Below are 13,782 nucleotides of genomic sequence, written 5' to 3'. Positions count from 1 at the left end.
CTTATCTTCCTTTATGTACTATATCATCTACAAAATATTGTTTAATCAAATTCGCCGTATAATGAATATCTTCTTGTTGCTGGCCAAAATACATAGGAAGCCTCAAGATTTTTTCACTTTCGCTAGTTGTATGGATATCCGTGCCATGAAAGAGTCCATATCTTTTTCCCATGTCGGAACTATGCAAGGGAGCATAGTGCACTGCAGTCGCTACCCCGTAATGTTTTAAATAAGACATTAATCCGTTGCGGACGGTTTGATTTCTAACTTTGATGTAAAAAATATGTCCGTTATGTTTAGCGTTATTCGTAATAACTGGCAATTCCAGTTTATCGTCAATCAGTAACTCTTCTAATGCATCATAGTAAGTTTGCCAACTTGTTAACCTGTCTGCATTAATTAGATCAGCCATTAACAATTGAGGATATAAGAATGCAACATTCAATTCGCTTAATAAATAAGAAGAACCGATGTCGATCCATGTATATTTTTCGATTTCCCCTTGCAAATACTTTGTGCGATTGGTTCCTTTTTCCCTAATGATCTCTGCTCTTTCTATAAATCTTTTGTCATTGATAATCAATGCTCCGCCTTCGCCACATTGATAATTTTTCGTTTCATGAAAACTGAAACACCCAAAATGGCCAATTGTACCTAAATATTTGTCCTGATACTTGCCCATTAATGCATGGGCTGCATCTTCGATAACAACCAGATTATATCGATGAGCGAGCCCCATAATGATGTCCATCTCACAGGAGACACCTGCATAGTGTACGGCAACAATCGCCTTCGTTTTATGCGTAATGGCTCTTTCTATTAGCATCTCATTAATATTCATCGTATCTGGACGAATATCTACGAATACGAGTTTAGCACCACGGAGAATAAAGGCATTGGCTGTAGAGACAAACGTGAAGGAGGGAATGATTATTTCATCCCCTTCTGCAATATTAAGCAAGATGGCAGCTAGCTCTAGCGCATGTGTGCAAGATGTGGTTAAAAGCGCTCTGTCACAAGCTAACGTATCTTCAAACCATCTACTGCATTGTTGGGTCAAAGGGCCATCGCCTGCCATTTTCCCAGTTTCCATCACTTTACGAATATAAAATTCTTCCTTCCCTGTAATCAGGGGTTTATTAAAAGGAATCATTTCACTGCATCTCCGTTCATCTCGTTGACGTATCTAAAAGGCGCAGTACTGTATAATTCGGGGGCATCGCTTCTACAGCTATTACCTCATAATTGTTATTCAGGTATTCCCATAGAATCTTGTGCGTATTTCGAAAACGCAGATCATCCCTTCCATCCAAAGCGATATCTCCGAGAATAACCAAAGTTACGTTGTTCTGCTTTAGTTCTTGAATCTGTTGACGTTGCCTATCTTCAGTTTCAGGAAACAGTAAATAAATATCCCACAAGGGTGCTTTCAGATTCAGTATGGGGTACAACGTAGGCGTATGAGGAGCAATAAAGAGATTTTGCCCTTCTTTGAGATATTGATTCTTGATATCCTGTACGGTTCGAATAAAGTCAGCGCTAGACTTATCTATCCATAATTCATTATTTGTTAGCGTGAACCTCACAAACGTATTCGGAGGTGCCTGCATTTGTTGATACAAGGGTTGAACCCTGCCTATGGACAAGGATGAGACGATCAACATGACGGTTAAAAAAACGATGGATTTAACCTTGCTTCGTCTAAAATATTCTAAAGCCCAAAAACAAGCTCCCAGCAGCAGCGGGAAAATTCCTTGAGCTAAGTGCCCTAAATCTGCACGCGAAAAAGCAACATGTATATAGGGAATGCCTACAGATACTGATGCGACAAGATATAAGTTTGTTTTTTTTGATCTAAAGCTATGGATCGCCCATCCTACAGGAAATAGGAATACTAGAACAAACAAGCAGCCCACAATGAGTTCGCTGACGATGTTCATAACGGGAAGGTTGGTAAAGTCTACTCTCCATGGCCAAGGAATAGGAAGAGGAAGATTGGTATTCCCTGATCGGAACAGCCAGATGATTGAATCAATATAGTTCTTGAAAGAGCCGGGGATAAAAATAAACATAAGAAGCCTCGGAGAATACCCGATGAAGATGCCGATTCCTAAACAACCGATTTTCTTTATGATGTTCGTTCGGTCTATTTTGAAGAAGATGTACACAGAAGCAATAGCATAGGAGATAAGTAGATACAAGCCGTGATTACTACCAAAGAAAGCAGCAAGACCAATAATGATTCCACTATATATGTATCGCACAATTTTAGGTTTCTCCAATAAGAGAATAACCATATATATCGCAATCATGCTGATGCTGATATCGAACATTTTATGCCTAGGGTATACCCATAGTATCAAGAGAGCTCCTACGATCAATAAGTAGCCCCATGATTTAGTCACGCGCCTTACTGCAAGCAAGGCACTTATCAGTCCGATCAGTAGAAATAAAAGTACGGCAATTCTAAGCGTAAGTATACTGGTGTTACCGAATATCATAAACCAGAAGGCTACCCAATAGTATCTGCCAGGATCATAGGACTGAAAATCCATTAATGGAATTTCTCCACTTGATGTTTGAATGGCACCGTACCAGAGATAGCCTTCATCCGCTAAATTAATGCCAATATGGCCCTGTATAATAAAAGTAATGCCTATTAATATAAATGACAATCCGCATATATATAACCAGTCCGGGATCTTTTTCATATCTGCCACATCCACCCTGTTGAGCGTATTCCTTCTCTAGAATCCATTTCATCTCAGAGCTAAATTCTTAATCCGCATCTGAACTAAATTTCTTTTAATTGTAATTTAAATGACTTAATAGATTATATTATGATTTTTCCTTAATTGATAGTTTTTGATGTCATGGTAATGTCATATAACAAATTTACATTTAAAGGTATTTTAATTGAGAATAATCGGGAGAATAATCTTCAAATCTTTGGTAGAATGGTCTTGTTGGAATTCGAATGTTCGGAGACCTTGAAGTCAGATCATTTCTAATGTCGAGAATGGAGAATGTTTTAATGGTAAATAGTCATTTGGAAAGAAACCTTATTCAAAGAGTCAGCGTAGGAGATATGCTCACAAGAACTTCCCAACGTTTCCCCAATAAAGTTGCTTTAGTTGATGAGGATGTCACTTTAACATATAAGGAATTAAATGAAAAAGTAAATCAGGTCGCTCGTTCCCTTCTTCAAAGGGGCTACCAAAAGGGCGATGTTGTAGCACTCCTGTGTGAAAATACGAATGAATTCGTCATCACTTATTTTGCATGTGCAAAATGCGGTTTAGTCGTCATGCCTCTGAATATAAAGCTGGCGTTTGACGACCTTGCTTATCAGTTAAACCAATCTGAAACCAAAGTTCTTGTTTTCACGCAAAGCTCGAAGGATAAGGTGGAGATTTTAATCGATGAAGTTCCTTCCTTACAAGATCTCTTCATGACAGAAGCCGATGAAGAGTTTATGTTAAGCGGAAAGAACATTCTCCCTTTTTCACATCTGGAGTCCGGGGATGATACAGAAATTGAAGTGATTATTGAAGATAGAGATACTCTCCAATTAATGTACACCTCTGGAACCACTTCAAAACCAAAGGGAGTAGAGACAAGCCATCTTGCTATTTACTTTTCTGCAATGAGCACAGCTTTGCAATATAAATTGGATCATAATGATTCCTCCATCGTTATGTTGCCCTTATTCCATGTAGGGGGACTAACCTGCATTCTTCTGCCAAACATTTTGGTAGGCGGGACAAATGTATTGATCAGACGATATAATGCATCGAAGATATTGAATACGATGGAAGAATACAGGACGACTTGGACGATGCTTTCTGCCCCGATGTGGCTTGAAATTTCAGACCAACCTGGTCTTTCCGCAAAAGATTTTTCTTCCATGAGACTATGTGTATGCGCAATTGCGACTTTACCGTTAGCAAGACATCAACAGGTTAAAAGTATATTTAATAATGCTACTATTATACTGATATCAGGACAAACGGAGTTTACGCCACCGAATACAGCACAGCGTCCCGAACATGCGATTTCAAAAAGCAGTGCGTGGGGGGAGCCTGTTGTAGCCCAAACCGCTAAAGCAATGGATGACGATGGAAATATATTGCCCCCTGGAGAGCTTGGAGAATTAGTATACCGCGGCCCTCAATCGATGACCTGTTATTTCAAAGATCCTGAGGCAACTGAAAGCGCATTTAAATATGGATGGTTCCATTCAGGTGATAGTGGTTATATTGATGAAGAAAATGTGGTTTGGTTTGTTGATCGCAAGAAAGACATCATTAAAACCGGAGGTGAAAATGTAGCTTCGGTAGAAGTCGAATTAGTTGTTAGAAGCCATGCGAAGGTAGCTGAATGTGCTGCTGTTGGTTTACCTCATGAACGTTGGAGCGAAGCCGTGACTATATTCGCAAAAATAAAAGATGGAGAATCCGTTCAGGAAAATGAGTTAATTGATTTTTGCAAAGAACGATTAGCCGGTTTTAAAGTGCCTAAAAAAGTTGTCTTTATGAACGAATTCCCAATGACAGCGAGTGGAAAGATTCAAAAACATGAATTGAGGAATATATATAAAGATCTGTATATTATAAAAGCATAAAAAACCAAGAGCCCCCATAAGGGAGCTCTTATATACAACTTAAGGGGTGTCCACTTGCTCGACAGCTCTCCATTCTACATCTTTTCTGCTTAAAAGGACCAGCGTAATATAATGAGGTTTATATATCGACCCAACATTCGAGAAGCTGAATGATACCTGGGTATCATGATAATCATGATACTCAAAAAGTTTAAGATCTCTTGCAGTAATCGCTGCACTAATCATACCTTCAATGTCATTACCATATACTTTAAAATATGCTTTTTTGGTGATTTCATCATTCCATTTTAAGTAATCATATGCCCAACCATAAAGTTCACCATATTCAATGTTAAAGTCGAGATACGCCTTATAATTAGTATTGAAGCTAGTATCATCAATAGTAACTCTAATACTTTCTAATTTATTATTAATGAAAACGTAAGCTGCTTTTCCTGGAAAATCAAATATTCCGATTTTTTGTTGATAAATGATTGTCGTTTCATTGCCGTCCTTGACTTCAGAAACTATTTTTTCTTTTTTTACAGTTTTAACTTCTTGAGTCGTCATTTCCCAGCTCACGTCCAAAAGATCATCGTGAACTGTTTTATAAAATGGTCCTATAATAATCCTGTTATAATATGTTGTAACGCCATGACCTAGTTTCTTTACCATGCGTACTGGAATAAACGTTGACCCACCTACTATTTTAGGCATATTTATTGTATCTTTCTTTCCATTAATAATGATTTGATCACTGTCGGATTTAAAACTAAAAGTATACTTATCGTTTTTCCCAATCCAATTCTTTGTTTTTGAATCGTACGATAGGGTTGCTCCCAAAGCTTTCATCAAAGGTTTTACTTCAACGTATACAATACCTTTTTCTGTTATCGGTTCTATATTAAATACTACCCTTTTGCCATCGGCAAATATCATTGTACTTTTATCATTCAAAGCGAAGGAATGACTATAAGGTACTGCAAGTAATAATACCAGAACAAAAATCGTTATTTTTTTTAGCATTTCATAAATCCTCCCACATTTCTGTCTATTAGCGTGCTAAATAATACCAAAGACCTGGCCTACTTAATCATTCAATAGTACAATTTGCACCCCAAACATACCATAATCCCCTAAATGTTGGCAACATCTGCAATACTTGTTCCACAAGCGGCTCGGTTAGTAACATGCAAAAAAGGCTCAATCCATCTTCAATAAGTGGAATAAGCCTTTTAAGTGGGTACAACCCAAGTATAGATCTATTTGCGAATAACAGTTTCGATTGGTGGGTTTGCAATCCTTCTAAAAAGCCAAATAACTCCAATTGATACTAGTAGGATTGAGCAAATGAGTACCCAAAAAGAGCCGACGGCCTCTCCTAACCATAAAAAAATGGCCATCCACCATGGTACGCGTACAGATGATAAAGTGCCACTTTCAAATCCATAAACTACGTAAGTGATAATTCCACATAATACTGCCATCACAAGCATATATTTTAGCGGGCTCATTACTGCTCTTTTTGTAGGCATTGCCTCCTTCTCTGTCATAAACCCTTTCTCCCTAAACAAGCTTTCTGTTTCAGACAGAAATCGTTGTGCTTCCTGCGCTGAGTCAATTTCAAACTCTATTTTCTCATCAGCCACAGTAAAAATCGTAATATCGGATGAATTGCTTTCTTCCATATTATGAATAGACTTTATCTGACTGAACTCAATGTAGAAAGAATTCTTATGACGGGATTTTTCCAAAGCCTTTAACTCGGATGTTTCCGTCACCTCTCCAGTAGCTCCACCAGCAATTGCATAACCGTCGACAAATAACATTTTTCCATCAGTTAGTTTAAACTTTAACAAACTTATCCCCACCGTTACGTTATATTAAATTTTCAGGGAATTCCGAATAAGCGCAGTCCTTCAAAGGTTTTGTCGAATATTCGAACTTCTAGTTGAAAATTATACCTTTAACTTGACAAGTATTCCACATTTTTGTATTCTAACATCATTAAATTAATCTAACATAATTAGAATCAGTCCCAAGGGGGATATTCTCATTGATACAGGTTGGAGCGAAGCGGTTCGTTCCGATCCAGAGACGGCCATTGGACCCTACGCATATCGGATTTGCCATCCTCTTTTGCCCCCGGGACAATCTATTCGAGAACAATTAGAAGCAAAGAACAAACCGGTTCATCAGCTCAGGTATGTTTTGATTAGTCACATGGATGTCGATCATATCAGTGGTATTCATCATCTTGAAGGGGCGCAATCTTTTATTGTTAGCGAGCTCGAATGGAATGGGGCAAAAGGACATCAAAGGGCCAGATGCCAGGGGATCACGATTCACCCCTTTCCACTAAAGCCGATTCCATTCGGTCCCCTAAAACTGGGGAAAGATTTGTACGGGGATGGTAGCATTTACCTCATCTTGACTCCCGGCCATACGGATGGGTTGATTTCCGTTCTGGTGCGCGTTCAGGACGGTTGGGTACTGCTCGCCTCCGATGCCGCCTATTCTAGGATATCTTGGAGTGAAATGATTCTGCCCGGTTATACAAGCGATGACGAAATGGCTTTCCAAACCTTGCAATGGATTTGTGAATTTTCCCAAAGAGAAGATTGCATAGCGGTTATTGCCAATCACGACCCGCTCGTCAAAGAAGCAAGTTTTTGAGGTTACAAGAAAATGAGGAACATTTCTGAGCTGACACTTATTGAACTTGACTAATCCAACTCAAATTGGTTTAACAATGCCAATGCCTCTTCATGATCAGGCTCGAGTTCTAATAATTTCCGCACGTATCCCAGAGCATCTTCGTCTAACTCTAACTCGAAACAACAAATAGCCAGACAATAAAATACGGTCGATACGATCTCACCTTGTTCTTGATGCATTGAAATTTCCAAAAAACGCTTGGAGTCCTCGTACATTTCCGACTCAAACAATATTAAACCAGCATCCAGCGCCAAGTCATAGCGTTGCTCCATTACGTAGTGCGAGGACCACATAAGCTGTATGCCTGTCAAAATATCCTGCCTTTCTTCATCGTTTGCATCCGGCAACAGACTAGAGATCCGCTTCGTACTTTGAATGAAAAATTCCGCATCATATCCGCCCAAGCGCCAAAAACTCAAGATTTGTTGTAGTCCCATGTTATCTAGATTGCGATCTACCCCTATCTTCAAACTGAAAAACTCATCCGGACCAAAGCGTTTAATACATCGGCGATAAGCTAATCTTGTATTGAAATAATCCATCGGTTTATCCACATTGAGAATACAGCCCACATTTATATTTTTATAATGATGCGGGGGAAATAACGCCATGGCTCCTCTTCGTTCAAAAACATGCTGAATCGCATGGTAGTTTGCCGTTAAAGAAAAACTTCCGTGCAGGATCAACTCTGGCGGTTCCGCGAATTTCCAGTTATCAAGCAAATGGTCTCCCTTGTCTGCCGTTATGAGTAGGAATCCCGCCGCCTGAGATAGCCGATTCAAACGCTCCAAACAAGTGATTCCAGCGACAGGAAACAAAATATGCGAATCTTCTAGTTGTTCCTGATAGATTGCAATGACATCACGGTATGGATAGGTTTCTTGTTCATACTCGGGTGCCTGCCGATGCTCATAATGCAAAGAGATTTGGTCTAACAAATCTGATGGTTTAAGTAAACCATGATGTTCGGGATATTCGACAAAAACATCAGCTTCATAAATTCGACCATCACCTACATAAATCAACTCTTGTGGAATGCTATCGAAAAAGTAGTTGGCAACAATTATTAACGGTTGTTTTAAATCTCCCTCATTAATCGTTGTGCCTGATACGACAAGGTTCAGAACCGTATCATGAACAGCATCAAATTGCGCAAAATCGAGTAATCCTTCGGCAATAAAAGATTGGAGAGCAGGATGCTGCCTCCAGGCTCGAACATTGTTTATCGCCAAATCCGTCATAATATAACGGAACGAAGGTAATGAAGTTCCAGCATAGTCTCTTAACTGGCACAACTCATATAACACATGGAAAGCAAGACGTCCCGCTCCTGCTCCAAGCTCCACAATCGTAACAGGTTCCGAACTATATTCCATATTCGCCCGGTCTTGAAGAAACCCGAATATCATTTCGGCATATGAAGTTGCGATCATCGGATTACTCGTTATATATTGAGGAACTTGGTCATTTTTCCAAGCTTTCGTTCCTTCTTCTTCATAGTACTTCCGCTGAATATTCCATATAGGCGCTTCACTAAAGCGGTAGCGTTGTTTGTTATTAAATGTCATTACAGCTTAACCAGCCCTCTGAAAGTTATGAGATACCTATGATCTGATTTCATTAAAAACCTTTCTTACGATCATTACCATTGTAGCACACCGATATTCGCCCTATTTAAGGACACCCGACCGGATGTCCTTCGAAGCTCACAGTACGTCTCATACGATTTTTATGGTCTTAATAAAATTTTTCCCGTGCTTTTGCGGCTTTCTAGAAATTGATGCGCTTTGCGACCATCTCGTAGTGCAAATACCGTAGGCTCAGATACCGCTATTTTCCCCTCTTCTATCCAGCTGAACAGTTCGGCTGAACGGGCTATCCGTTCCTCACTGGAAGTAAGGACATTCCAAAGATCCCCGCCAGTCAAAGTCTTTGACGTATCCATCAACATCCTTGGGTCAACTGGAGCAGGGTCTCCCCCTGCCATTCCATAAAATACGACCGTACCCCCAATGCGAGTCGCTGTAAAGCTATCTTCGAGCGTAGAGCCTACTGAGTCATAGACAACATCCACGCCTTGTCCGTTTGTTTCCTCCAAAACTTTTCCCTTCCAATCATCCGAGTACAAGAAAACCTGATTTGCTCCAGCCTTCTTAACTGCAGACGCCTTCTCCATAGAGGACGTTAAACCAATGACCCTTCCACCGAGGAGCTTTGCAATTTGGACGAGCAGCTGTCCAACGCCCCCTGCTGCCGCATGAACTAGAATGATGTCATTCTCCTTAACCGCATAACTATCTTTTGTTAAATAGTGGGCAGTTAAGCCTTGCAGTAAAACGGAAGTCGCCTTATCAAATGAAATGGTCTCTGGAAGAGGAATTGCCTTTTCCAGCGGAACAGCCACTTGTTCTGCGTTAGCATATGGGACATCGGCAAATGCAACAGGGTCGCCAACTTTGATTCCTTGGACATTAGCTCCCGTCTTTTCAACGACTCCCGCCCCTTCATAACCTAAAATATACGGGGAATTACCAGTAAGATGATAGTTCCCTTTTCTTCTATAAATATCTGCAAAATTCAATCCAATTGCTTTCATCCTTACTAATATATCATCGGCTCCGATAACCGGATCCGGAATTTCAAGATATTCTAATACTTCCGGCCCTCCGAATGTATTAAATACAAGTGCCTTCAAATGAACGAACTCCTCTTCTTATATTTTTCGATAGTAGCTGAATACTCAACTTTTGGCGGGACTTGATTGTATATTTTTCGGATAATGATTCCGTCTTCTTCAAGTTCTCTTAATTGCTGGATCAGCATTTTCTGTGTTATCCCCTGAATCATCGCATATTTACAGACTCCTACACGTTTCTCCCCAAATAACTTGCCCTTTTTGTGAGCTCTGAGTTCGGGAGATTTCTGGCTTCCGAATTTTTCGAGGCTTTGACATCATGAATAGCACACATCTTCCTCCTTATTTTGAGCCAAGTTCCATTTAGAAGGCCATTCATGCTCTATGATGATCATCAATTGATCAACCATTTCCGTCGAAGTATACGGCATCCCTTTAACAATCCACCATTCTACCAGACCGGCCACTGCTACGGATAGAAATTGGACGAGGATTTCCCGGTTTATGCTCGGGCCGACGTCGCTGCTATCGATATGCTCTTTAATGCTTTTTTCCACCATTTTCATCATTTGCTTTCGAAATGCGGGGACTCCTTTGTTTGTCATAAGTGTGGAATAAACCGATGCGTGGCGTTCCAAAAACTCAAATGCGCGAAGCAGAAATGCTTTGGATGGGATCTTGCTCGGGTCTCCGTCAGGCATACAACTTTCATACAATAGCTGCAAGTAGGTTTCGATGCACTGGTCCAGAAGATCGTACTTATCCGTAAAGTGCGAATAGACAGTCCCTCGGTTTACATCTGCCCGGTCTGCGATTGCTTGCATGGTGATCTTCTCAAATCCATGCTCCTCCACTAGACTAACGAAAGCTTCCATAATAGTCCGCCTCGTTTTTAAAATGCGCCTGTCCATTGCTTTCCTCACCTCTTTTTAGACAATCAAAGTCCATTTTGTTGGTTTTGCAACAGATCAAAATATATTGCCGATTGTTTCGAAATTTGGGTAGATGCTATTTTAAGAGTAGGCGACAAACGTCATTTAATCAACGATTGTTTGTTTTTAAAGAAGAAGGGAGAGACCAAACATGAGAGCATTGGTTTATGGCGCAGGTGTCATAGGTAGTTATTTGACCCATATTCTGAAACAGGGCGGCAATGATGTGAGCTTATTGGCTAGAGGACCGCATCCTTACTCCTAACTGGGACGCTCTAGAAAAGCAGTTTAATGCCATGGTCAACCGATAATTACAAATACAAGAGGAGTTGGGATTAACGAATGTCCACATTTTTATATAAACTTGGCAAAAAGGCTTACCATAAACCATGGTATTTCATAGCGGGTTGGATAGTCGTTCTAAGTATCGTCATTACGATGTTGGGTATCAACGGGATGCGCGTAAGTTCTGATCTGAGAATAGAGGGTACAGAGTCGCAGAAGGTATTGGATAAGTTAGAACAAGAGTTGCCAGAAGTATCCGGCGGTCAAGCGAGTGTACTGTTTAAAGCGCCTGAAGGGGAGCGTCTAGATACTCCGGAGCTTATCGCGGCGATTCGTAAGGCGGCAGATAACGTCTACAGTTTGGACGATGTCGTCAATCCGAACGAGCTTGCACCTGAAAGCGGAGCAATGCAAGAAAAACAAGTTACCCAAAATGATCCTAATTCTCCGGATGGAGCTCTCCATGGCCCGGACAGCTCCGATACCGGCACTACCGTCTCGGCCGAAATGCCTCCCTATGGCCCGCTCATGGTCAATGGAACTCCCGTTCCAGGAGTCATCATCTCGTCCGATGGCAGAATCGCCTTGTTCCAATTCCAGTTTACGGTCCAACTGCTCTCGCTGTCCACAGGCGTCACAGAATCTGTCGTAGATGCCGTCGAGAATGCAGTGAACGGTACCGATATTATCGTTTTGCCAAGTGACTCTCTGAAAGCGCAGGAAGTTCCGTTCGGAACAAATGAAATTTATGGACTCCTGATTGCTGCCATCGTTTTAGTTATAACGCTAGGCTCCGTAGTCGCAGCCGGCTTGCCGATCGTAACCGCGCTCTTTGGGGTCGGAATCGGCGTCGGTGGCGCGTTTGCCATCTCCAAATTCGTCACCATGACTTCCGCCACTCCGATTCTAGCCCTGATGATCGGTTTGGCAGTCGGCATTGATTATGCGCTATTTATCGTGAATCGTCAGCGTCGTCTTATTCTGGAACAAGGGTTGTCGGCACGGGAAGCTGCGGGCAGAGCGGTAGGTACAGCTGGCAGCGCGGTGTTCTTCGCTGGACTTACGGTCATTGTCGCACTGTGCGGACTGCTTGTTATCGGAATCTCTTTTTTGAGCATTATGGCGCTCGTCGCCTCCGCAACCGTGCTCCTGAGCGTGCTTATTGCCCTCACGTTGCTGCCGGCGTTGCTTGGCCTGGTGGGTGAGCGTATTTGCTCCCGCAAATCGCGAGAAAAGAGTCGTTCTTTGGCAGCCAAAGAAAAAGGCGGCATCGCAATCCGTTGGGCGAAGGGGGTCGTAAAGCTCCGATGGCTCGTCATTGTGGCTATCCTCGCTATCCTTGGCACTGCCGCTATACCGGTCGCCGAGATGGGGCTAGGCATTCCTTCCGGAGCGACCGCCAACTATGACACCTCCGCAAGGCAGAGCTACGACGCGATTTCCGAAAGTTTTGGAGAAGGGTTTAACGGCCCGCTTCTCATTGTCGCCGAACCGAGAGATCTCTCGGAGAAGTTCCCGCCGGAATCGTTGAACAGCCTCGCGCAAGACATTCAGAAGATGGATAATGTCTCAGTCGCTTCTCTCGCTGGCGTTAATAAGAATGGAAATATGGCGATTCTAAGCGTTATTCCGAAGACGGGTCCGACGGATCCGGAGACCAAGAACCTCGTAGAGAATATGCGAGCAGCAGATTCGACAATTGCACAAACCTACGACATCTCGCTTGGAGTTACGGGTTTCACCGCGATCAATATAGATATGTCGGACAAGCTTGCGGAAGTATTCCCGGTTTATATCCTAGTTATCGTCATCCTATCGCTGATCATTCTGCTATTGGTGTTCCGTTCGATCCTCGTCCCGATTAAAGCGACGGTCGGCTTCCTGCTGAGTGTCCTTGCCACATTCGGTCTTACCACGGCGGTGTTCCAGTGGGGGTGGCTGAGCAGCCTGTTCGGATTTGACACCGGAGGTCCCATTATGAGCTTTATTCCCATTATCGTCACGGGAATCCTTTACGGGCTGGCGATGGACTATCAGGTCTTTCTCGTCTCTTCCATGCGGGAATCCTATGTTCATGGGCATAAGGGCAGACAGAGCGTTATTCATGGATACAATCAAGCCAGTCGTGTCGTTGTGGCCGCCGCGATAATCATGGTTTCGGTATTTGCCGGCTTTATATTCACGCACGACATCATGATTAAACAGATCGGCTTCGCGTTAGCGGCCGGTATTCTGATCGATGCGTTCGTGGTCCGAATGACACTGGTGCCGGCGGTTATGGCTCTCTTCGGCGACAAGGCCTGGGGACTGCCCAACTGGCTTGATCGTCTGCTGCCGAATATGGACATTGAAGGAGATAAACTCATAGCTAAACTTGATGCACAGGAATGAGCATAACGACCAAACGAGTGAACAAGAATATAAATTCTTGCTCACTCGTTTTCCTTTGGTAATACTGTATTTAGATTTTTACAATTTGATAAATCTATAGGATGAACGTAGTATTCTCTAGCTGACGATTGCTAAATAAAAAAATAGTGCACCGAAAAGGAGAGCGAAGGGCAAGCTTAAGAGACGCGGGACCTCGAAAATCGCGATATTCATTTCTA

The 13,782-nt window shown here is 42.1% G+C and carries 11 protein-coding genes and 1 pseudogene; 4 read left to right on the top strand and 8 right to left on the bottom strand.

What is annotated here, in order from left to right; translation table 11 throughout:
* Position 1: 1 nt before the first annotated feature.
* Both rffA and FPZ45_RS15175 read right to left on the bottom strand, forming a co-directional pair.
* The gene (gene rffA / locus FPZ45_RS15180) at positions 2–1,153 is read right to left on the bottom strand and encodes a dTDP-4-amino-4,6-dideoxygalactose transaminase (protein ID WP_144703401.1); all 1,152 of its coding nucleotides are present in this window, start codon (positions 1,151–1,153) and stop codon (positions 2–4) included.
* 16 nt (positions 1,154–1,169) lie between these two features.
* On the bottom strand, positions 1,170–2,711 hold the full coding sequence (locus tag FPZ45_RS15175; protein ID WP_144703398.1) for a hypothetical protein: 1,542 nt from the start codon (positions 2,709–2,711) through the stop codon (positions 1,170–1,172).
* Positions 2,712–3,034: 323 nt separating this feature from the next.
* Between FPZ45_RS15175 and FPZ45_RS15170 the strand changes: the two genes are divergently transcribed.
* Positions 3,035–4,624 carry a class I adenylate-forming enzyme family protein gene (locus tag FPZ45_RS15170; RefSeq protein WP_222430781.1) on the top strand — a complete coding sequence of 530 codons (1,590 nt, stop codon included), beginning with the start codon at positions 3,035–3,037 and terminating at the stop codon, positions 4,622–4,624.
* 39 nt (positions 4,625–4,663) lie between these two features.
* Here FPZ45_RS15170 and FPZ45_RS15165 read toward each other — a convergent pair whose 3' ends face one another.
* Both FPZ45_RS15165 and FPZ45_RS15160 read right to left on the bottom strand, forming a co-directional pair.
* The gene (locus FPZ45_RS15165; protein WP_144703392.1) at positions 4,664–5,629 is read right to left on the bottom strand and encodes a stalk domain-containing protein; all 966 of its coding nucleotides are present in this window, start codon (positions 5,627–5,629) and stop codon (positions 4,664–4,666) included.
* Between the two features lie 236 nt (positions 5,630–5,865).
* Positions 5,866–6,462, bottom strand: a complete 597-nt coding sequence (locus FPZ45_RS15160; protein WP_144703389.1) for a hypothetical protein — start codon at positions 6,460–6,462, stop codon at positions 5,866–5,868.
* Positions 6,463–6,625: 163 nt separating this feature from the next.
* On the opposite strand from FPZ45_RS15160, the gene FPZ45_RS15155 reads away from it, so the two are divergent.
* Entirely contained in the window at positions 6,626–7,279 is a 654-nt protein-coding gene (locus FPZ45_RS15155) for an N-acyl homoserine lactonase family protein (RefSeq protein ID WP_144703386.1), read from the top strand.
* Between the two features lie 50 nt (positions 7,280–7,329).
* Here FPZ45_RS15155 and FPZ45_RS15150 read toward each other — a convergent pair whose 3' ends face one another.
* The 4 genes and pseudogenes from FPZ45_RS15150 to FPZ45_RS15135 all read right to left on the bottom strand — a co-directional run bounded on the left by FPZ45_RS15150 (position 7,330) and on the right by FPZ45_RS15135 (position 10,831).
* On the bottom strand, positions 7,330–8,889 hold the full coding sequence (locus tag FPZ45_RS15150; protein ID WP_144703383.1) for an SAM-dependent methyltransferase: 1,560 nt from the start codon (positions 8,887–8,889) through the stop codon (positions 7,330–7,332).
* A gap of 161 nt (positions 8,890–9,050) precedes the next feature.
* Complete coding sequence (locus FPZ45_RS15145) at positions 9,051–10,016, bottom strand: quinone oxidoreductase family protein (protein ID WP_144703380.1); 966 nt, start codon at positions 10,014–10,016, stop codon at positions 9,051–9,053.
* Between the two features lie 32 nt (positions 10,017–10,048).
* Positions 10,049–10,192, bottom strand: a pseudogene (locus FPZ45_RS15140) (winged helix-turn-helix transcriptional regulator); the annotation flags it as partial.
* Between the two features lie 81 nt (positions 10,193–10,273).
* Positions 10,274–10,831: a TetR/AcrR family transcriptional regulator gene (locus FPZ45_RS15135; RefSeq protein WP_342780059.1), complete on the bottom strand. Its 558-nt coding sequence runs from the start codon at positions 10,829–10,831 to the stop codon at positions 10,274–10,276.
* Between the two features lie 208 nt (positions 10,832–11,039).
* On the opposite strand from FPZ45_RS15135, the gene FPZ45_RS15130 reads away from it, so the two are divergent.
* Complete coding sequence (locus FPZ45_RS15130) at positions 11,040–11,153, top strand: ketopantoate reductase family protein (RefSeq protein WP_144703371.1); 114 nt, start codon at positions 11,040–11,042, stop codon at positions 11,151–11,153.
* Between the two features lie 77 nt (positions 11,154–11,230).
* Positions 11,231–13,564, top strand: a complete 2,334-nt coding sequence (locus tag FPZ45_RS15125; RefSeq protein WP_144703368.1) for an MMPL family transporter — start codon at positions 11,231–11,233, stop codon at positions 13,562–13,564.
* Positions 13,565–13,782 lie beyond the last annotated feature (218 nt).

It is taken from the genome of Cohnella terricola, assembly GCF_007786475.1.
Lineage (GTDB): Bacteria > Bacillota > Bacilli > Paenibacillales > Paenibacillaceae > Cohnella > Cohnella terricola.
Note: the sequence above shows the minus strand (reverse complement) of the source record. Positions and strands in the feature narration are given on the sequence as shown.

Excerpts from the sequence above, each read along its gene's own strand:
- FPZ45_RS15135 (WP_342780059.1), bottom strand. The coding sequence starts at position 10,831 with ATGGAAGCTTTCGTTAGTCTAGTGGAGGAGCATGGATTTGAGAAGATC.
- FPZ45_RS15175 (WP_144703398.1), bottom strand. The coding sequence starts at position 2,711 with ATGAAAAAGATCCCGGACTGGTTATATATATGCGGATTGTCATTTATA.
- FPZ45_RS15130 (WP_144703371.1), top strand. The coding sequence starts at position 11,040 with ATGAGAGCATTGGTTTATGGCGCAGGTGTCATAGGTAGTTATTTGACC.
- FPZ45_RS15150 (WP_144703383.1), bottom strand. The coding sequence starts at position 8,889 with ATGACATTTAATAACAAACAACGCTACCGCTTTAGTGAAGCGCCTATA.
- FPZ45_RS15165 (WP_144703392.1), bottom strand. The coding sequence starts at position 5,629 with ATGCTAAAAAAAATAACGATTTTTGTTCTGGTATTATTACTTGCAGTA.
- FPZ45_RS15125 (WP_144703368.1), top strand. The coding sequence starts at position 11,231 with ATGTCCACATTTTTATATAAACTTGGCAAAAAGGCTTACCATAAACCA.
- FPZ45_RS15170 (WP_222430781.1), top strand. The coding sequence starts at position 3,035 with ATGGTAAATAGTCATTTGGAAAGAAACCTTATTCAAAGAGTCAGCGTA.
- rffA (WP_144703401.1), bottom strand. The coding sequence starts at position 1,153 with ATGATTCCTTTTAATAAACCCCTGATTACAGGGAAGGAAGAATTTTAT.